At 52.4% G+C, this 19,768-nt stretch carries 15 protein-coding genes, 1 tRNA gene and 2 pseudogenes; 10 read left to right on the top strand and 8 right to left on the bottom strand.

Features of this window, described 5'->3' with window-relative positions:
- Positions 1–10: 10 nt before the first annotated feature.
- Positions 11–531 (top strand): annotated as a pseudogene (locus ETA_RS03045) (YgjP family zinc-dependent metalloprotease); the annotation flags it as partial.
- 100 nt (positions 532–631) lie between these two features.
- On the opposite strand, the gene ETA_RS03040 reads toward ETA_RS03045, so the two are convergent.
- The 4 genes and pseudogenes from ETA_RS03040 to ETA_RS03020 all read right to left on the bottom strand — a co-directional run bounded on the left by ETA_RS03040 (position 632) and on the right by ETA_RS03020 (position 4,699).
- Positions 632–2,113: an N-6 DNA methylase gene (locus tag ETA_RS03040; RefSeq protein ID WP_157861831.1), complete on the bottom strand. Its 1,482-nt coding sequence runs from the start codon at positions 2,111–2,113 to the stop codon at positions 632–634.
- Between the two features lie 2 nt (positions 2,114–2,115).
- Positions 2,116–2,706 carry a restriction endonuclease subunit S gene (locus ETA_RS03035; RefSeq protein ID WP_012440139.1) on the bottom strand — a complete coding sequence of 197 codons (591 nt, stop codon included), beginning with the start codon at positions 2,704–2,706 and terminating at the stop codon, positions 2,116–2,118.
- Between the two features lie 453 nt (positions 2,707–3,159).
- Positions 3,160–4,413: pseudogene (locus tag ETA_RS03025) on the bottom strand (tyrosine-type recombinase/integrase).
- 201 nt (positions 4,414–4,614) lie between these two features.
- Positions 4,615–4,699, bottom strand: a tRNA-Leu gene (locus ETA_RS03020).
- 349 nt (positions 4,700–5,048) lie between these two features.
- Between ETA_RS03020 and ETA_RS03015 the strand changes: the two genes are divergently transcribed.
- The 5 genes from ETA_RS03015 to ETA_RS02995 all read left to right on the top strand — a co-directional run bounded on the left by ETA_RS03015 (position 5,049) and on the right by ETA_RS02995 (position 9,489).
- Positions 5,049–5,558: a DUF2501 domain-containing protein gene (locus ETA_RS03015; protein WP_042959239.1), complete on the top strand. Its 510-nt coding sequence runs from the start codon at positions 5,049–5,051 to the stop codon at positions 5,556–5,558.
- Between the two features lie 167 nt (positions 5,559–5,725).
- Positions 5,726–7,225: a helicase HerA-like C-terminal domain-containing protein gene (locus ETA_RS03010; protein ID WP_012440136.1), complete on the top strand. Its 1,500-nt coding sequence runs from the start codon at positions 5,726–5,728 to the stop codon at positions 7,223–7,225.
- Between the two features lies 1 nt (position 7,226).
- Positions 7,227–8,504 (top strand): DUF445 domain-containing protein, encoded by a 1,278-nt coding sequence (locus tag ETA_RS03005; RefSeq protein WP_012440135.1) that lies wholly within the window; start codon positions 7,227–7,229, stop codon positions 8,502–8,504.
- A gap of 437 nt (positions 8,505–8,941) precedes the next feature.
- On the top strand, positions 8,942–9,214 hold the full coding sequence (locus ETA_RS03000; RefSeq protein ID WP_012440134.1) for a CopG family ribbon-helix-helix protein: 273 nt from the start codon (positions 8,942–8,944) through the stop codon (positions 9,212–9,214).
- Positions 9,214–9,489 carry a type II toxin-antitoxin system RelE/ParE family toxin gene (locus tag ETA_RS02995; protein ID WP_042958568.1) on the top strand — a complete coding sequence of 92 codons (276 nt, stop codon included), beginning with the start codon at positions 9,214–9,216 and terminating at the stop codon, positions 9,487–9,489. Before ETA_RS03000 ends, ETA_RS02995 begins: the two co-directional genes overlap by 1 nt.
- A gap of 418 nt (positions 9,490–9,907) precedes the next feature.
- Here ETA_RS02995 and lptG read toward each other — a convergent pair whose 3' ends face one another.
- Together lptG and lptF are read right to left on the bottom strand one after the other, a co-directional pair.
- Positions 9,908–10,984 (bottom strand): LPS export ABC transporter permease LptG, encoded by a 1,077-nt coding sequence (lptG, locus tag ETA_RS02990; protein WP_012440133.1) that lies wholly within the window; start codon positions 10,982–10,984, stop codon positions 9,908–9,910.
- A complete protein-coding gene (lptF, locus tag ETA_RS02985) occupies positions 10,984–12,084 on the bottom strand; it encodes an LPS export ABC transporter permease LptF (protein ID WP_012440132.1) in 1,101 nt (366 codons plus the stop codon). The genes lptG and lptF overlap by 1 nt, the downstream gene beginning before the upstream one ends.
- A 253-nt stretch (positions 12,085–12,337) precedes the next feature.
- Between lptF and pepA the strand changes: the two genes are divergently transcribed.
- The 3 genes from pepA (at position 12,338) to ETA_RS02970 (ending at position 17,305) form a co-directional block, all read left to right on the top strand.
- Positions 12,338–13,849, top strand: coding sequence for a leucyl aminopeptidase (gene pepA, locus ETA_RS02980; protein WP_012440131.1), 1,512 nt, complete (start codon positions 12,338–12,340; stop codon positions 13,847–13,849).
- A gap of 139 nt (positions 13,850–13,988) precedes the next feature.
- Positions 13,989–14,444 (top strand): DNA polymerase III subunit chi, encoded by a 456-nt coding sequence (locus ETA_RS02975; RefSeq protein WP_012440130.1) that lies wholly within the window; start codon positions 13,989–13,991, stop codon positions 14,442–14,444.
- A gap of 5 nt (positions 14,445–14,449) precedes the next feature.
- Positions 14,450–17,305: a valine--tRNA ligase gene (locus ETA_RS02970; protein WP_012440129.1), complete on the top strand. Its 2,856-nt coding sequence runs from the start codon at positions 14,450–14,452 to the stop codon at positions 17,303–17,305.
- 265 nt (positions 17,306–17,570) lie between these two features.
- On the opposite strand, the gene ETA_RS02965 is transcribed toward ETA_RS02970, so the two are convergent.
- Positions 17,571–18,341 (bottom strand): hypothetical protein, encoded by a 771-nt coding sequence (locus ETA_RS02965; protein ID WP_012440128.1) that lies wholly within the window; start codon positions 18,339–18,341, stop codon positions 17,571–17,573.
- A 307-nt stretch (positions 18,342–18,648) separates the two neighbouring features.
- Here ETA_RS02965 and ETA_RS02960 point away from each other — a divergent pair, with 307 nt between their 5' ends.
- Positions 18,649–19,152, top strand: a complete 504-nt coding sequence (locus ETA_RS02960; protein ID WP_012440127.1) for a GNAT family N-acetyltransferase — start codon at positions 18,649–18,651, stop codon at positions 19,150–19,152.
- 178 nt (positions 19,153–19,330) lie between these two features.
- Here ETA_RS02960 and rraB read toward each other — a convergent pair whose 3' ends face one another.
- The gene (gene rraB / locus ETA_RS02955; protein WP_012440126.1) at positions 19,331–19,753 is read right to left on the bottom strand and encodes a ribonuclease E inhibitor RraB; all 423 of its coding nucleotides are present in this window, start codon (positions 19,751–19,753) and stop codon (positions 19,331–19,333) included.
- Positions 19,754–19,768: the final 15 nt, after the last annotated feature.

Genomic DNA, 19,768 nt, shown 5'->3' with positions numbered 1-19,768 from the left:
AATCCTGGGGGCAGGTCAACGCCAGAGTGAACGAGAAATGTGTAGTGGAGAATCAAACTATCTTTGGGGAAGAGGATATCGACTGGATGTAGTTTTAGTGGATAACCCCGCTGAAGTAAAACTTCAGCGGGGTTGGATACGCATGAAAGTTCCTCCACATTACGACACAGCCCAACGGGAAGCAGTTCTCAACCAATGGTATCGCAGTATTTTAAAACATAGACTGCCCAAGTCGATGGCCAAATGGCAGCCCGAGATGAAGGTTGAAGCGAGCTTTGTTGGTATCAAGCGTATGAAGACTAAGTGGGGTAGCTGTAACCCTCAGTCTGCGCGTGTCTGGATCAATCTCGAACTAGTTAAAAACCTCCTGAATGCCTTGAATTCATTGTGGTCCACGAACTTGTTCATCTTCACGAACGTAAACACAATGAGCTTTTTATCGGCCTGAAGAATATGTACCTACCGAACTGGCGTGAACACAGAGTTAAGTTGAATAAGATGCCCTTGGCTTATAATCACTGGTCATATTAAAAAATTCACCTATTTAATTAAAATCTTAACACACTCTAAAATTACATATAGATATAAAAATATCAAACAAGACTAGTACCCTTAGGTACTAGTTTATCGTTCAATAACCAATATATGATTTCATCTCCTTTTCTAAGTAATGTAGCTCTGCTAGTAATTCCTCTTGTTTATCGATTAAAGAGTATAGATCAATATCTTGGATTTCCTCAACACGCTTAACATATCTGGTAATGTTGATGTTATAGTCATTATGCTCAATTTCACTCAAACAGGCAACATGGGAAATATTGCAGACATCTTGTCTTTCGTGGAAAGCTTTTAATATTCTCTTAATGTGCTCGCCTGTTATATAGTTTCGTCCTTTTGAGTTTTCAAAAAGTATCGTTGAATCTATAAACAAAACGTTTGAATCCATCTTATTTTTTCTAAATATTAAAATCGCAGTTGATATATTTGTTGATAAAAACAAACGTTCAGGCAGACCGATAACGGCGTCTAATAAATTCTCCTTAATTAAATTCATCCTAATTAGAGCTTCATTTGCCCCACGAAATAATACACCATGGGGAACCACGACTGCCATTCTCCCTGTGTCGTCTTTCAGAGATGCAATCATATGCAAAATAAATGCATAATCAGCTTTAGATTGTGGAGGAACTCCCATAGCAAAACGACCAAATCTATCGCTCAAAGCCTCTTTATTTCCCCAATTGGACATAGAGAATGGAGGATTTGAAAGTACGACATCGAATTTTGCCAATTCACTTTTTGAATTTTTAAACTGGGGATTTTGAAAGACATCTCCCCACTTTATTTTACAAGAGTAAACCCCATGTAAAAACATATTGATATACGCAATATTCCATGAGACCTTTATTATCTCTTGTCCATATACATTATGGTTTTGGCATTTTTCTATATAAGGTATTTTGTGCACAGCACTTAATAAAAGCGAGCCAGTTCCACAGGCTGGATCATAGATTGAATCCCCTGCCCTAGGTGAAACCAACTCAGATAACAACGCCGAAACTCCATGTGGAGTATAAAAATCCCCACCTCTTAGGCCTGCTTCAGACGCTGTTTTTTCAAATAGAATACTACATATTAAACTTATTCTATCTGCGCCATCATTATAATAATTGAATTGAAATTCTCTAGAATTAAAAATATGCATCAACTCACTTAAAAAAGCATCTCTGCCTCTGGCCGGACCAAGCCTATCAGAGGTAAAGTCTATGTCACTGAAGATCCTACTATCACATTTGTATAATGATTGAAAAATAGCCTCATCATAGCAACTCAGTGCTGTATTAATCCTTTCACCTATACCTCCATGATTAATTTCTGAGGATATCGAATAGAAACTCATACCTTTAGGAACATTAGATAAAAGTTCTTTCAATCTTAAATCGTTATCAGATACTCTATCTTCATTGATATCACAGATCAAATCAGATATATACTTTAGAAATATCAAAGATATAATATAATCTAAACACTGAATAGCATCTAAACGCCCTCTGAAAATATTAAATATATCCGAGATAATTTTTTTGGTTTCTTTCTCATCAACTATAGACATCATTAATCACCTTCTCTAAGCAAGTTAAAGCAAACTTTGAGATATAATAAATTGCCATTATCGACAACCCTCCTATGAATATCCCTTTGTTTTTCCCAGTTATTTTTTATTTTGACAATATCAGATTGAATATCTAAAGATGGAAGTTTAACTTCCATATCAGAAAGGATTTTTAAACTTAGCTTAGTAATATTAGTCCCTTCACTCATCCTGTGGAAATAATTTTGGCCTAATGATGAGTTAATGTACCAGTGTAAATAACCAGGCAATACCTTATTCTCTTTGCACTTTATTATTGCATTTTGATTACTTGTAACACTAGGTAATGTTTTTGAACCCGTAAACACTCCCGCTGCAAAATTTGGCCCTCGCACGCGTAGAAGAATGTCCCCATCTTGAAGATAATGCTTTTCTGGATCGACCGGAGGAGATACCCTCGCAAGATCTTCCATACGTAAAATACCCTCTATATCAATATCTTTTGACTGAATTAAATAACACTTACCTTCAACGCCAAGATCATTTATTGCAGTTTTAAACGGCATTCCTAAACGGACATGCGCAATTTCTTCTAATCTAACAGTAACATTCATAGGTCAGGTAGGGGAGATACCTCCCCTCTCTCCATTAGTTAGTCTTCAAGATAATCGATTGCTTGACGTTCGTATCACCCATATGAACTTCCAAGTCCATCTGCAATGATAAGACCGGCACCACATATAGAAAAATGGCTATAGGTGCCATACGTAGTCTTTTCATTGTTGCATTCATTAGGATGTGCTGGTATTTTTTGAGATTCATATTTTTCATTCCTCTTCAATTAATGGTTTTTTACAAGAGTAATGAGAGTGAACTGTAGCCCCACTACATGAACACTCCCCTATCGCTGTAGTAGGCTACGTACTACACCAGCGATAGGGTTAATGTAACTATAACCGTTACGATACGCAAGTAGTACACAGCGTACTACGGTAAGGGTTGTTCTCTACTAGACTGCCTAAATCGTGTTAACCTATTGGTTTTAATGAACATACCAGTCATTTTTTTTATTTTTTTTTTTCAAAATTAAATGGTTCTTCTCTTCTATCCCGATTCGCATCTAGAAAATCAGCCCACCACTACAACATCAACCTGCGCTCCCCAAGATGTTCCGCCTAATGAATATAAGCCGCACGCAAAGAGTTACGCTCCTGATGACGCATCTGTCGATCTACCGCATCCCTCGACCAAAATCCTTACTCAATAAGTCAACTACACGCCATCGTCCTAAAACCATGCCCGCAGACTTCAACTTTCGTATCGTAGCCCATAACCCGCAAAGCCTTATTGACAGTGTTTTCACTCATCGGTTTACGTGGATCGTGATCACCAACGAAGATCAGCTCACGGTTTCCGCTCATACTTTTGATCTTTTCCAAAATGCCGAGAGCTTGACGCGACAAAGGAACAAGATGAGGCGTCCGCATCTTTGAACCACGCTGAGAATGTTTAACTCCTTCCGATGGTTCACGCTCTCCCGGAATCGTCCACATAGCGGTTTCAAAATCCACTTCTGACCAGCGCGCAAAACACAGTTCGCTTGAACGAATGAAAACTAACAGCGTGAGTTCCAAAGCCAGCCGAGTTAATGGTCTTCCAGAATAGTGATCGATACGATGAAGTAATTCAGGAATGCGGCTAAGTTCTAACGCCGCACGATGCTGTCTTTTCGCCGTAGCAACCGCACCGGCAATCTCTTGAGCGGGGTTGTAGTCGATTAATCCGCTCTGCACAGCAAAGCGCATAATTGCGGTAGTTCGCTGTTGCAAACGAGCGGCGACTTCGAGTCGCCCGGATGACTCGACAGCCTTGATTGGTACAAGCAGATCACGTGTCTTCAATTCAGCAATGTTCCGCTTACCAATAGCAGCAAAGAGATTATCTTCGAGACTTTTCAATACACGAGCGCTATGCGATGCCGACCATTTCTGATTACTGGCTTGCCAGTCTCTGGCGACCATTTCAAACGTTATAGCCTCTTGCTCCTGCTCTACCTTAAAGGCTTTCTTGTTTTCACTGGGATCCACGCCATTTGCTAACAGCTTACGGGCTTCATCCCGGCGAGCCCTGGCATCTGCCAACGACACTTCAGGGTATTTTCCCAGTGCCAGCATCTTCTCTTTGCCGCCAAAGCGATAACGAAGCCGCCAATATTTTGAGCCGTTAGGGTGAGCCAGCAAAACCATGCCGTCGCCATCAGTCAGTTTACAGGCTTTTACTTCAGGCTTTGCCGAACGAACCTTTACATCACTCAGAGCCATGTTGAGTATCCTTTCAAGGGTTCTGTGTGGGTACAAACATAATCGAACCGGGATATACCCGCAGCAGATGTAACCGCATCAGTAATTTGATATAGATTGAATCAGATTGACGTCGGTTGACTGAAAAGCGGGGCAAAGCCTTGCGGGGACTGGATTTCAGGCATAAAAAAAGACCTCCATCGAGGTCTATTTGCATACTTATGGTGCCGAAGGCCGGAATCGAACCGGCACGCCTTGCGGCGGTTGATTTTGAATCAACTGCGTCTACCGATTTCGCCACTTCGGCACTGAAGGGTATGCGGAAAACGCTGTGGATTATACCGTTACCCCCTGTTTACGCAACCTTATTCGCGTCGCGCACCGACTGAATGATGAAAAAACATGCACAGGGCCGCAATGGCTCACCGCCATTGACCTTGCGAAGGGGCATCATTTCCAATATTGACGACCTTTTCCGCAACGTTGTTGAAGACTTTCATTCACTTCTTTTGCAGAATTTTCTTAAACCATACGCCATAATTGAAGCCTGGCCGTGGTACGGGGAACTCATCGGTTATCCGGCAGTCCGAAAAGGTATTCAACGGCGCGGTGCCAGAGTGGAAGCCGCGTGCAACATCACACTCAAGGATAAAATGATGAAAGCAGCAACCAAGATGATCCTGGCCTTGTCCCTGTCCGGCGCGCTTTTTAGCGGTATCGCCAACGCCGCAAATTGGCAGGATCAGCTAAGCTCCGCTGCCAACGCGCTGGGGCAGAACGCGAACGGCAGCGGCACTTCGGCAACCGGCACCCAGGGCGGCGCATCCCTTGCCTCGCTGGCCGGGCTGCTCAACGGCGGTAACAAATCACTCAGCGCTAACAGCATGAGCAATGCGGCCGGCGTGCTGCAATACTGCATGAAGAATAATATCGTCGACAACAACGTGTCTTCGGTTAAAGACCAGCTGCTTGGCAAGCTGGGGCTGGCAGACTCATTAAAACAGAAGCAAAGTACCGACTACAATCAAGGTCTGATGGGCCTGCTGAATACCGGCAACAATCAGCAGGTTAACCTGAAGTCGCTGGGCGATAGCGAGATGGGCAAGAAGGTCAAAACCAAAGCCTGCGATCTGGTGCTGAAGCAGGGCCAGAAGTTTATCTCTTAATGTCTCTCAAAGGTGGAGAGGCTGTCCCCTCCCCGCCTTCTTCCCAGGCCACCTCGTGTGGCCTTTTTTATCGCGCTTCAGGCGCAGCCTGGCGAAGCCAGCGATAACGTTGCCTGCTATGCTTACACTATGCCCCACCCCACCTGCAACCAAATGGATATGTGAAGATGACCGAGCCGCTGCTGATTGCGCAAACACCTGAACACTCTCTGCATCTGCTGCCTGCTATGGCCAACCGCCACGGGCTGATCACCGGGGCAACCGGTACCGGCAAGACCGTGACGCTGCAAAAGCTGGCGGAAAGTTTTTCCAACATTGGCGTACCGGTGTTTATGGCCGATGTGAAAGGCGACCTGACCGGCATTGCCGAAGAGGGCGTGGCGTCTGAAAAGCTGCTCGCCCGGCTGGCTAAGAACGGCGTGAAAGACTGGAAAGTTCAGGCCAACCCGGTAGTACTGTGGGATATTTTCGGCGAACGCGGTCATCCGGTGCGTGCCATGGTTTCCGACCTCGGGCCGCTGATGCTGGCGCGTCTGCTTAACCTCAATGAGGTACAGAGCGGCGTGCTGCACATCATCTTCCGCGTGGCGGACGATCGGGGCCTGCTGCTGCTCGACTTCAAAGATCTGCGCGCCACTACCCAGTACATCGGAGAAAATGCCAAATCCTTCCAGAACCAGTATGGCAATATCAGCAGCGCCTCGGTGGGGGCCATTCAGCGCGGCCTGCTGGCGCTGGAACAGCAGGGAGCCGAGTACTTCTTTGGTGAGCCGATGCTGGATATCAAAGACTGGATGCGCACCGATGCCAACGGCAAAGGAGTTATCAATATCCTTGCCGCCGAAAAGCTGTATCAAATGCCAAAGCTGTACGCCACCAGCCTGTTGTGGCTGCTGTCCGAACTGTACGAGCAGCTGCCGGAAGCGGGCGATTTGGATAAGCCAAAGCTGGTGTTCTTCTTTGATGAGGCGCATTTGCTGTTTGCGGATGCCCCGGCGGTGCTGCTGGATAAGATAGAACAGGTGATCCGCCTGATCCGTTCAAAAGGTGTCGGCGTTTATTTTGTCTCGCAGAACCCGGCGGATATCCCGGACGCGGTGCTCGGCCAGCTCGGCAACCGCGTGCAGCATGCGCTACGCGCCTTTACGCCGAAGGATCAAAAGGCGGTGAAAGTGGCAGCGCAGACCATGCGCGCCAACCCGGCGTTTGATACCGTCAGCGCCATTCAGGAGCTGGGGACCGGCGAAGCGCTGGTGTCGTTCCTGGATGAAAAGGGCAGTCCATCGATGGTGCAGCGCGCCTCGGTTATTGCCCCCGGTTCGCGTATGGGGCCGGTCAGCGATGACGAGCGCAACGGGCTGATCAATCACTCGCCGCTGTCGGGAAAATACGAGGAGGCGGCTGACCGCGAGTCGGCTTACGAACTGTTGCAGCAGGGCGTACAGGCCGCCAGCGAACAGGCAGAGGCTCCGGCAGCAAAAGGCGATGCGGCGCTGGATAGCGGAATTCTCGGCGGCCTGAAGGATATCCTTTTTGGCAGCACCGGGCCACGCGGTGGCAAGCGCGACGGCGTGGTACAAAACGTGGCGAAAAGTGCCGCCAGACAGATCGGCCAGCAAATTATTCGTGGTGTGCTGGGCAGTATTATGGGCGGTCGTAAGAAGTAATATGGATCAAGAAACTGAACTGCGGCGGGCAAAGCGCCTGCCGTTGCTGTTACTGATGCTGGCAGCGCTGCTATTTATCTTCACCGTGCTCTGGCCGGTCTATGCAGCGCCGAACCTGTGGATTTCCGGGCTGAAGGCGGTGGCGGAAGCGTCGATGGTCGGGGCCTTAGCCGACTGGTTCGCCGTCAGCGCGCTGTTTCGCCATGTGCCGATCCCGCTGGCGGCGCGTCATACGGCGATTATCTCGAAGAATCAGGAGAAGATCGCCGACAACCTCGCGCTGTTCGTGCAGGATAAGTTCCTCAACGGCGAGTCGCTGCTGGCACTGATCCGCCGTCACGATCCGGCGCAGCTTATTGCCCGCTGGCTGAGCGCTCCGGAAAATGCCGCCCGCCTGAGCGGCTATCTGCTGAAGATGATGCGTGGTTTTCTTGATCTTGCTGACGACCAGCGTATTCAGAGCCTGATGCGGCGGGCCATCCACCGGGCGATCGATAAGGTCGATCTCAGCCAGTCGATGGCGGTGATCCTCGAGAGCCTGACGAAAAATAACCGCCATCAGCAGCTGCTGGACGATGCGCTGGCTCAGGTGCTACAGCTGGTCAATAAGCCGGCCACCCATGAGTTTATCGCGCATCAGGTGGTACGCTGGCTGAAGCGTGAACATCCCCTGAAAGAAAAAATGCTGCCTACCGAGTGGCTGGGCGAGAAAAGCGCCGCGCTGGCGGCGGATGCGGTGCAGTCAATCCTGAACGATATCGAAAATGATAGCGGCCACCAGCTGCGCCAGGGATTTAATCGTGCGGTGCAGCGATTGATCGAACGGCTGCGTAACGACCCGGAGATGCAGACGAAAGCCGAAGAGATCAAAACGTATCTCAAGCAGGATGAGGCGCTGAACGGTTATATCAGCCAGCTTTGGGGCGATCTGCGCGGCTGGCTGAAAGAGGATCTTAACCGCGAGGACTCGCTGCTGCATGCGAAGGTCAGCGCCGCCGGTCAGTGGTTTGGCGATACGCTGTTACAGGATGAGTCGCTGCGCGCCTCACTGAATCAGCATATGGAAGAGGCCGCGAGCAGCGTCGCGCCTGAATTCTCAGCATTTCTTAGCGACCATATCAGGCACACGGTGAAAAGCTGGGACGCCAAAGAGATGTCACGTCAGATCGAGCTGAATATCGGCAAGGAATTGCAGTATATCCGCATCAGCGGCACGCTGGTGGGGGCAACAATCGGGTTGATTCTCTACCTGCTGTCGCTGTTGCCGCTGGTGCTGTAATCGGCTGGCAGGCTGTTTCTCTGCACGCGCTAAAGCGCTAAAACCGATTTATCCTTTTGATCTTTTTCCTGAAAACAGTGCGACACCAATATTTCGCCCAATGAAGCGGACATCACTCTCCCCCAACGGACTACGACCAAGAATATGGCTATGACTGCGACTACGATTAGCCACCACATAAACAATCCTTAGTTTTTTGAAATTTTGGGCACGAAAATGGTGCTGCCAGTGTATAAGTCAAATTGTGTAATTGGCTGAAATCTATGACCGCTAATATCAAGTGTCAACAATATACATTTAAGTCTCTAACCTGACGGATTGCCAAGAAGCGCCCTGACATCAGGTTAATGTATAGCCCAATCTGACGGGACACTTGACGCCGTAGTATTATTCATTATGATTTATTATTAATCACAATTATGCAGGATTATCCACACATGACAACCTCCGCAAAAACCCGATCCGTCACAGCTCACGTTCCGGTGCAACTGGCGGAAAAAGTCGATTTGATGGCTGAGCGTCTGGAGCGATCTAAGAACTGGATCGTCAAGCAAGCTCTCTCTGCCTGGATAGACCAGGAAGAAGAGCGTAGTCGCCTGACCCGTGAGGCCCTGGATGATGTTGACGCAGGACGCGTTATTGACCACCAAGCCGTCCAGGCCTGGGCTGAGAGTCTTAGCACCGACACTCCGTTGCCCGTGCCGCGCTGATGGAATTTAAGTGGACAAGCAAGGCGCTTTCCGACATTAGCCGACTATACGAGTTTCTGGCCTCGGTGAATCAACCTGCCGCCGCAAGAACAGTGCAGCAACTCACCACCGCACCTACCACGCTGCTGTCCAACCCGCGCATTGGTGAGCGACTCGAAGAGTTTGCCCCCAGAGATGTACGCAGGATCCATGTCGGCCATTACGAGATGCGTTATGAGATAGTCGAATCGACTATCTACATGCTGCGCCTGTGGCACACCCGTGAGGACAGATAATAGAAGCCCTAAGGTGGCCCGGAAAGCAGGCGGCCGGAACGCCCTGGAACTTGACCTTGACCTGGACTTGACCTTTGACTTGGCCTTTGACCTTCAGGCGGCGTTAAGCCGCGCCGAAGCCCGGCTGATTTCCAGCATGAGCCGACAGGACGTCGGCGAAAGGGCGTGCTGAGACAGGATGTCGATTCACGTCCGGTGCGGCCGGAAAGCAGGCGGGCTGAGGGCACCCACGCAGTGGGCGCTGCGCCAGCCGCAAGCCCGGGGTGAAGGGGGGTGGGCGACTGCAAACCCCTTCCCGACCGCCTGCAAGGCGGCCGGAACGCCCTTGAACTTGAAGTTGACCTGAACTTCACCGGGCTGTTGACCTTGACCGCAATGTGACGAATCTCAACCGGGTCACCAAATAACCCCAGAAGAGCTACCGCCGTTTAATCAGCATCGCCACGCTAAGCACGAAAAACGCCGCGCTGGGCAGCAACGCGCCGAGGACAGGTGGAATATTGTAGACCAGGCTTAGCGGGCCGAAAATCTGATCCAGCACGTAGAACAGGAAGCCAAAGCTGATACCGGTGATCACACGCATCCCCATCGACACGCTGCGCAACGGCCCAAAAATAAACGACAGCGCCATCAGCATCATTACCGCCACCGACAGCGGCTGGAAGATTTTGCTCCACATATTGAGCTGATAGCGCCCTGCCATCTGGCCGCTCTGCTGCAAATATTTCGAATAGCTGTACAGGCCGCTGATGGATAACGCCCCAGGGTCGAGTGCGACCACGCCCAGCTTGTCCGGCGTCAACGTGGTTTTCCACTCGCCGCTCAACGTCTGGCTGCCTTTAATCTGCTGCGCGTCGGTCAGATCGGACTGATCGACCTGCGCCAGCTCCCACAGTTTTTTATCCGCGTTGTATTTCGCCGAGGCGGCATAACGCACCGTCTGAAGGCGGCGGTCGTGGTCGAAACTGTAGATGCTGATACCCGAAAGCTGGCTGTCGTCGCGTATACGTTCGATAAAGACGAAGTTATCGCCATCTTTTGCCCACAGCCCGCTCTGGGTGGAGAGCAGCGAACCGCCCACCAGCTGCTGCGCGCGGAAGTTACGCGCCATTTGCTCCCCTTGTGGGGCAACAAATTCACCGATGGCCATCGTCAGCAGCACCAGTGGAATAGCGGTTTTCATCACCGATGCCGCAATCTGCATACGGGTAAAGCCGGAAGCCTGCATCACCACCAGCTCGCTGCGCTGCGCCAGCGCACCCAGCCCGAGCAGCGCGCCGAGCAGCGCCGCCATCGGGAAGAAGATCTCGATATCTTTCGGCACGCTGAGCAGCGTGTACAGCCCGGCGCCCAGTACGGTGTATTCACCCTGCCCGGTTTTGCGCAGCTGATCGACAAACTTAATGATCCCGGAGAGTGACACCAGCATAAACAGCGTTGCCATGATGGTGTTGAAAATCGTTTTACCGATATATCTGTCAAGAACGCCAAACATCAGACCGATCCTCCGCGGGTAAAGCGAGCGCGCAGACGGCGCATCGGCACCGTATCCCACGCATTCAGCAGCACGGCCAGCGCCAAATAAACAACGTTAACTGTCCACATCGCAATAGCCGGGTCGACGCGACCCTTGTCGCCGCTGGAGCGCAGTGAACTTTGCAGCAGGAAGAACACCAGATACAGCAGCATGGCGGGGAGCATCGACAGCACGCGGCCCTGGCGTGGATTCACCACGCTAAGCGGCACCACCATCAGCGCCATAATCAATACCGAAAATACCAGCGTCAAACGCCAGTGCAGCTCGCTACGAAAATCGGGCTTGTCGGAATGCCACAGGGTATCAAGGCTCATCTGCTCTGAATCATTCGGGTCAAGCGTCACCACCTGATGACCAACAATCGCCTGGTAGTTTTTAAAATCGGTAATGCGGAAGTCACGCAGCAATGCGGTGCCCTCAAAGCGCGTGCCCTGGTCCAGCGTCACCACCTGCGAACCGTCTCTGCGCTGTTCCATATGACCATGTTCGGAAACCACGACGGAAGGACGGGCGTTGCCCTTTGGCCGCAGCTGCGCGAGGAAAACGTTGCTAAAGGTGTCACCCTTGACGTTTTCAATAAACAGCACCGATTGCCCATCCCCCGACTGCTGGAACTGCCCGGCTGCCAGCGCCGCAGCGCCTGGGTTCGCCTTCGCGTTTTGCAATACTTCATTCTGATAGCGTGAAGACCAGGGGCCAAGCCAACCAACGTTGACCGCCGCCAGCAGCGCGGTAAACAGCATCAGGATCATGGCGGCCTTCACCAGCACGCTTTTACCCAAACCACAGGCATGCATGACCGTAATTTCGCTCTCGGCATAGAGCCGGCCAAGCGTCATCAGAATGGCTAAAAACAGGCTTAATGGCAGGATTAATTGCGCCATTTGCGGCACGCCAAGGCCGAGTAATGTCAGAACTAAATTTGTAGGGATCTCGCCATCCACCGCGGCTCCCAATATCCTGACTAACTTCTGGCAAAAGAAGATCAGCAGCAGGATAAACAGGATAGCCAACTGGCTTTTGAGCGTTTCCCGAACCAGATATCTAATGATAATCACACTGAGTACGCCTGTGAAAACTTGTCTTTTTGCAGGAAAATCGCTAGTTTCATCGCTTATACGCCATTTTTATTACCAATGGCCCTCGTCATAGCTAAAATTGTATGACAACAATCGCGTTTTGGTGAGGCAAAAAAACTTTATATCGCCAAAACTCAATCTGATAACGACGTAATGCGCCAGCTCGTAGGTTACATAAGTAAACCATTCTAGCCGCAGCAAGCGCCGTTGTCTTCAAGATTCAGGAGAGTACATGGAGTTCAGTGTAAAAAGCGGTAGCCCGGAAAAACAGCGCAGTGCCTGCATCGTGGTGGGCGTGTTTGAACCGCGCCGGCTGTCACCGATTGCTGAACAGCTGGACAAAATCAGCGATGGATATATCAGTGCCCTGCTGCGCCGTGGCGAACTGGAAGGCAAAGTCGGCCAGACTCTGCTGTTACATCATGTGCCTAATATCCTTTCTGAGCGCATCCTGCTGATTGGCTGTGGAAAAGAGCGTGAGCTTGACGAACGCCAGTATAAGCAGGTTATTCAGAAAACCATCAATACTCTGAATGATACCGGTTCAATGGAAGCGGTGTGTTTTCTCACCGAACTGCACGTCAAAGGGCGCAATACCTACTGGAAAGTGCGCCAGGCGGTGGAAACGTCGAAAGAAGCCTTGTACAGCTTCGATCAGCTGAAAAGTAATAAAGTTGAACCACGCCGCCCGCTGCGCAAACTGGTATTCAACGTGCCTACGCGCCGCGAGCTGACCAGCGGCGAGCGCGCCATCCAGCACGGACTGGCCGTGGCGGCAGGCGTGAAAGCGGCGAAAGATCTCGGCAATATGCCGCCTAATATCTGTAACGCCGCCTACCTTGCCTCGCAGGCGCGCCAGCTGGCGGACGCCTACAGTAAAAATATCACTACGCGCGTCATCGGCGAACAGCAGATGAAAGAGCTGGGTATGAATGCCTATCTCGCCGTCGGCCAGGGGTCGCAAAACGAGTCCCTGATGTCGGTGATTGAGTACAAGGGCAACCCGGATGCGGAAGCACGCCCTATCGTGCTGGTTGGTAAAGGCGTCACCTTCGATACCGGCGGCATCTCGCTGAAACCGGGCGAAGCGATGGACGAAATGAAGTACGATATGTGCGGTGCCGCGTCGGTGTACGGCGTGATGCGCATGGTCGCCGAGCTGAACCTGCCGCTGAACGTGGTTGGCGTGCTGGCAGGCTGTGAAAATATGCCGGGCGGGCGCGCCTATCGTCCGGGTGATGTACTGACCACCATGTCCGGCCAGACGGTGGAAGTGCTGAATACCGATGCGGAAGGTCGCCTGGTGCTGTGCGATGCCCTGACCTACGTTGAGCGTTTCGATCCGGAAGTGGTCATTGACGTCGCCACGCTGACCGGTGCCTGCGTGATTGCGCTTGGCCACCATATCAGCGGCCTGCTGTCGAACCACAACCCGCTGGCGCACGAGCTGATCGGCGCTTCCGAGCAGGCCGGTGACCGCGCCTGGCGTCTGCCAATGGCCGACGAATATCAGGATCAGCTGGAGTCCAATTTTGCCGATATGGCCAATATTGGCGGCCGTCCGGGCGGGGCTATCACCGCCGCCTGCTTCCTGGCGCGTTTCACCCGTAAGTACAACTGGGCACACCTGGACGTGGCGGGTACAGCCTGGCGCTCCGGCAAGGCCAAAGGTGCCACCGGGCGTCCGGTCGCGCTGCTGTCACAGTTCCTGCTGAATCGGGCAGGCCTGAACGGCGACGATTAACTCACCGCGGCAAAGAGAAACCGGAAGGGAAACCTATCGTGCCGTCAGTAATACGCTGGCGGCGTATCTTCCCGGACTCACGCCCGCAGGGTGCAGGTAACGTGGACTCCTTCGTTTTATTGTGTAGCAGGCATCATTAATGAAAAACGCAACTTTCTATCTGCTGGAAACCGACGCTCCGGTTGGCGAGCTGAGCGCTCAGGAAGCGCTGGTCTGCTCGCTGGCCGAGGCCCGCTGGCGTGAGGGGAAGCGCGTGTTGATCGCCTGTGAAGACGAAGCACAAGCCATCCGGCTGGATGAAGCGCTGTGGCAGCGTCCAGCCAGCGCCTTTGTCCCGCATAATCTGGCGGGAGAAGGGCCAAAGTATGGTGCCCCGGTTGAACTGGCCTGGCCGCAGCGGCGCGGCAATGCGCCGCGCGATCTGCTGATCAGCCTGCTGCCGCAGTTTGCAGATTTTGCCACCGCTTTCTATGAAGTGATAGACTTCGTACCCTATGAAGCATCTTTGAAACAGCTGGCGCGCGACCGCTACAAAGCGTATCGCAGCGTTGGCTTCCACTTGAATACGGCAACGCCCCCCTTGCCTAAGACATAGCAGAAATGGAAAAGACATATAACCCGCAAGATATCGAGCAGCCGCTTTACGAGCACTGGGAACAACAGGGCTATTTTAAACCGCACGGCGATACGTCCCAGGAAAGCTTCTGCATCATGATCCCGCCGCCGAACGTGACCGGTAGCTTGCATATGGGCCACGCTTTCCAGCAGACCATCATGGACACCCTGATCCGCTACCAGCGTATGCAGGGGAAAAATACCCTGTGGCAGGCAGGTACTGACCACGCGGGCATCGCCACGCAAATGGTGGTTGAGCGCAAGATCGCCGCAGAAGAAGGCAAAACCCGCCAGGATTACGGCCGTGATGCCTTTATTGAGAAAATCTGGCAGTGGAAAGCCGAGTCCGGCGGCACCATTACGCGCCAGATGCGCCGCCTGGGCAACTCCGTCGACTGGGAGCGTGAGCGCTTCACCATGGATGATGGCCTGTCGAACGCGGTGAAAGAGGTGTTCGTTCGTCTGCACAAAGAAAACCTGATTTACCGCGGCAAGCGCCTGGTGAACTGGGACCCGAAACTGCGCACCGCTATTTCCGACCTGGAAGTGGAAAACCGCGAGTCGAAAGGTTCCATGTGGCATGTCCGCTATCCGCTGGCCGACGGTGTTAAAACCGCCGACGGCAAGGATTACCTGGTGGTGGCCACCACGCGCCCGGAAACCGTGCTCGGCGATACCGGCGTGGCGGTCAACCCGGAAGATCCGCGTTATAAAGACCTGATCGGCAAATTCCTCGTACTGCCGCTGGTGGGTCGCCGTATTCCGATCGTCGGCGACGAACACGCGGATATGGAGAAAGGCACCGGCTGTGTAAAAATCACCCCGGCGCACGACTTCAACGACTACGAAGTGGGCCGCCGCCATCGCTTACCGATGATCAATATCCTGACCTTCGATGGCGATATCCGCGATTCCGCTCAGGTATATGACACCAATGGCGAAGAGTCTGACGCCTGCGATCCCACCATCCCGGCAGAGTTCCGCGGGCTGGAGCGCTTTGCCGCACGTAAAGCCATCGTCGCGGCGGTGGATGCACTCGGCCTGCTGGACGAGATCAAACCGCACGACCTGACGGTGCCTTACGGCGACCGTGGCGGCGTGGTGATCGAACCGATGCTGACCGATCAGTGGTACGTGCGCACTGCCCCGCTGGCGAAAGTGGCGGTAGAAGCAGTAGAACAGGGCGATATCCAGTTCGTGCCGAAGCAGTACGAAAACATGTATTTCTCGTGGATGCGCGATATCCAGGACTGGTGTATCTCACGCCAGCTGTGGTGGGGTCACCGCATTCCGGCCTGGTATGATGCCGCAGGCAATGTCTACGTTGCCCGCAGCGAAGAAGAAGCGCGCGCCGAAAACAATCTGGGCGCGGACGTGGTGCTGACCCAGGACGAAGACGTGCTGGATACCTGGTTCTCCTCCGGGCTGTGGACGTTCTCCACCCTCGGCTGGCCGGAAAATACCGAAGCGCTGCGCACCTTCCATCCTACCAGCGTGCTGGTGAGCGGCTTCGATATTATCTTCTTCTGGATTGCGCGCATGATCATGCTGACCATGCACTTTATCAAAGATGAAGACGGCAAGCCGCAGGTGCCGTTCAAAACCGTCTATATGACCGGCCTGATCCGCGACGATGAAGGGCAGAAAATGTCCAAGTCGAAAGGCAACGTTATCGATCCGCTGGATATGGTTGACGGTATCTCGCTGGAAGACCTGCTGGAGAAGCGCACCGGCAACATGATGCAGCCGCAGCTGGCTGAGAAAATCCGCAAGCGCACCGAGAAGCAGTTCCCGAACGGCATTGAGCCGCACGGCACCGACGCGCTGCGCTTTACCCTGGCGGCGCTGGCGTCAACCGGGCGTGATATCAACTGGGATATGAAACGTCTGGAAGGTTACCGCAACTTCTGTAACAAGCTGTGGAACGCCAGCCGCTTCGTGCTGATGAACACCGAAGATCACGACTGTGGCTTCAACGGCGGTGAACTGGCGCTGTCGCTGGCGGACCGCTGGATCCTTGCCGAGTTTAACCGCACGGTGAAAGCCTACCGCGAAGCGCTGGACAGCTACCGTTTCGATATTGCCGCCAATATCCTGTATGAGTTCACCTGGAACCAGTTCTGCGACTGGTATCTGGAGCTGGCCAAACCGGTCATGAACGGCGGTAACGAGGCCCAGCTGCGCGGCACGCGTAATACGCTGGTGAACGTGCTGGAAGCCCTGCTGCGCCTGGCGCATCCGATTATTCCATTTATCACCGAAACCATCTGGCAGCGGGTGAAAGTGCTGAAAAATATCAGCGACGACACCATCATGCTACAGCCGATGCCGGCATTCTCTGCCAGCAGGGTAGACGAGGTGGCGATGGCCGATACCGAGTGGCTTAAGCAGGCCATCGTTGCGGTGCGTAATATCCGTAATGAGATGAATATCTCTCCGGCCAAGCCGTTGGATGTGCTGCTGCGTGGGGCCAGTGATGAAGTGGTACGGCGCGTCAATGACAACCACAACTTCCTGAAAACCCTGGCACGCCTGACGACGCTGGAGCTGCTGCCTGCGGGCGAGAAAGGCCCGGTTGCCGTCACCAAACTGGTTGATGGCGCTGAACTGCTGATCCCGATGGCTGACCTGGTGGATAAAACCGCCGAGCTGGAGCGTCTGGCGAAGGAAGTGGCTAAGCTGGAGGTGGAAATGGAAAAAATCAACGCCAAGCTGGGTAACGAAGGGTTTGTCGCACGCGCACCGGAAGCGGTGGTGGCAAAAGAGCGTGAACGCCTGAGCGATTTTGCTTTGGCTAAAACCAAACTGATCGAGCAGCAGGCGGTGATCGCCGCGCTGTAAGACAATCAGTGCAACCTGTCTGTGCAGGCCGGCCTTTGTTATTGGCCGGCCTGTGACAACGCGGCCCCGTTGCTCGTCCAGAAACCATTGGTTTTCTTTTGTCAGCGGCAGTGAAAAAGCCAGGCGGATGCTGGTTGAGATTAGGATCCGTTGCGCCCGGTTGAAATAAACATTTACCACAACATGGCGGCACAGCATATTATTCCACTTGCCAGACTGACCTGGATTAATCCCGGAACTTCATTAAGCTCAACGTTATCGATTATTATGTTGCGGCTGGCTGCCAGTTATTAATGGCATCGTGATAACTGTGCAATTCCATCGGCCCCATCGTATTGCCGTGAATGAGAATGCCATCGTGTTTCAGCATTCCGGTCAGATTTTCTTTGAAGCTATCAAGTGATTGTTGTCTTTCTGAGAATGATTTTCCATCTTTGCTCAGGAAGCCGCCTAAGTACATTTCGATGTTGCTCGCATAAACTGCAGAAACACCATGAGGCGTATCCTTTTCAATCTCGCTGGCTGAAGAGCTGGCAAGATCGACATGATAAAATGCAATATCCTGATTGCGGATCCTTCTCTGCAATTGTTCAAAAGAGAGGTCGTCACCGTTTCGGGAGATCAACAAACTCAGATGTGAAGCATACGATGAGCCATGCTCCTTTTTCACATCCTTAAGCCAGCCATCCTGATTGTGATTCTTCTCGGCCAGCGCAATGACTGATTTAACGCCAGCGAGGTGTGCATCCGACAAATCGGAAACCACCACTTTACCATGCCCCCGCCCCATTGCTGCCATCACTGCCATTGAGTTTGCTACCGTGACAACATCACCTTTATGGGTGGCATTAGCCAGCAGGGACGGAATTGCGTTGTTGGATTTACTGCCCACAAAATCACTGACTTTTGTTGTATTAGCCCTGCAACCGATATTATCGTGCAAACCATATCGTGTCGCTCCGCCAGCACTATCTGAATAACTTGAACTCACACCTGAGTGTGAGCCTGAAATACTTAAACCACCGATCCTAAACATTGTTGCTACCCCTGAAAAAAAGAATATTTAAATTTTTTTTAACTTTCAGGGTGGATAAGTGTTGTGAATCGGTAAAAAGTTCCCACTTTTACCATTTGCCATGTAGAAGGCACTATTGCAACGTGCAGGCTGCTCGTGCAGAGACCTGCTTGCCCAGGATCAAATTTTATGCTCACGCCCGCTGCAGATGGCTGCCTTAACAGCATCCTTTAACAATGACCACCTGGACTTAGAAAACGGTCATTGCATCCGGGCACCGCCAATGTTATTACACGAGTCTGCAACTGCAACGCCATGAGCAAAACGTATGACATCCCCGACAGAGACTGCCCCGCGCGTACGCCCTATCACCCGCGCTGACAACCCGCATATCGCCGCCGTTATTCGTGAAGTGTCGGCAGAATTTGGCCTGACGGCAGACAAAGGCTATACGATTTCGGACCCCAATCTTGATCATCTTTATGAGCTGTACAGCGCGGAAAACAGCGCCTACTGGATAGTGGAAATCGCGGGCAGGGTTGTCGGCGGCGGCGGCGTTGCCCCGCTGACGGGGAGCGATGCCGACGTTTGCGAGCTGCAAAAGATGTATTTCCAGCCCTCCGTGCGTGGCCTCGGGCTGGCACGCAGTCTGGCGATCGGGGCGATGGATTACGGTCGCCAGTGCGGTTTTACGCGCTGCTATCTGGAAACGACCGCCTCGCTGACACGCGCAATACGCCTGTATGAACAGCTTGGCTTTCGCCATATTGACGGCCCGATGGGAGCCACCGGCCATGTGGACTGTGAAGTGACAATGCTGAAAATGCTGTGAAACACCGCGCTAACTGAAGGGCGTTACGCCGCGACAAGAGCGCAGTTCATCGTCCGGGCAGCTTATCCCACTGGCCTTGCGGCGCGAAAAGGCAGGAAATGGGCAAGAAGGGATTCGGTATGGATTGCTCAACCCCATAAGCGGGTTTTGGCCGGGACTAAGCCCGGCCAGTGCGGCATCAGTGGCGTACGCCGTTATCCTCGCCGTCCAGGTGCTCGTCGTCGTCTTCGTCTTCATCCTGCGCATCCGGGTCCTCGAAATAGGTACCCCATCCGTCGTAGTCAACGTTGAATTTACCCGCGACATCCACCAGCTGCTCAACCTGCACGTCGATCAGCTCGGCATTTAACGCGCCTTCGCTAAGGATGTCGCAGCACATGATTTTCGTGCCGTCTTCCAGATCCAGCTCTTCCGGCTCGGTGACTTCGTAGCCCAGCTTGAACGCTTCTACCGCTGCCTTTTCCAGCGCGTCGAAGCTGTCACAGGAAAAATGATGCTCAATGGTATACAGCGCGTCAGGGTCGCTGCCATCTTCCAGCAGTTCTTCAATAATTAGCCGCGTTTCTTCACGCTGCTCTTCCAGCAATGCTTCGTTAGCCATGATCCGTTCCTCTTA

The sequence above is a fragment of the Erwinia tasmaniensis Et1/99 genome, assembly GCF_000026185.1.
GTDB classification, from domain to species: domain Bacteria; phylum Pseudomonadota; class Gammaproteobacteria; order Enterobacterales; family Enterobacteriaceae; genus Erwinia; species Erwinia tasmaniensis.
Note: the sequence above shows the minus strand (reverse complement) of the source record. Positions and strands in the feature narration are given on the sequence as shown.